Annotated in this window: 1 pseudogene; it reads right to left on the reverse strand. The window is 80.3% G+C overall.

The window, feature by feature from the left end:
* Positions 1-199: pseudogene (locus BST11_RS29420) on the reverse strand (PE family protein); the annotation flags it as partial.
* Positions 200-594: the final 395 nt, after the last annotated feature.

The raw sequence follows: 594 nt of genomic DNA on the forward strand, positions 1-594 counted from the left end.
CGCCGGAACCGAACAGCCCCCCGCCGGCCCCGCCGTTGCCGCCGGGCGTGCCGGTGGCGCCGAGCGCGCCGGAACCCCCGGCGCCGCCGTTGCCGAACAGGATGCCGCCGGCCCCGCCCGCCGCACCGGTCCCGGCGGCGCCGTTGGCGCCGTTGCCGATCAGCGGGCGGCCGGTCGCCGCCTGGATGGGCGCGTTGATCGCATTGAGGGCCTGCTGCTGCAGGGCGTGCAGCGGGTTGGCGCTGGCGGGAGCGTTGAAGCCGTCCAGGCCCAGCAGCTGACCCGCGGTGCCGCCGGCGCCCATCGCGCCCCGCGTCTGGCCGAGGCCCCCATTGCCGCCATTGCCGCCGTCGCCGATCAGCACACCGTTGCCGCCGGCCCCGCCCGCGCCACCAACGCTGCTGACGGCCCCCTGCGCGGTGCCCCCGCTGCCGCCGTTACCCCCGTTGCCGATCAGCCCGGACGTTCCGCCGGCGCCGCCGGCCCCGCCGATGCCGCCCACCGGGGTGATGCTCTCGCCGCCGGCGCCGCCGGCGCCGCCGGGCGCCCCGACACTGAACATGCCGGCGTTGCCGCCGGCCCCGCCGGCCCCGC

The organism is Mycobacterium alsense, from assembly GCF_002086635.1.
Lineage (GTDB): Bacteria > Actinomycetota > Actinomycetes > Mycobacteriales > Mycobacteriaceae > Mycobacterium > Mycobacterium alsense.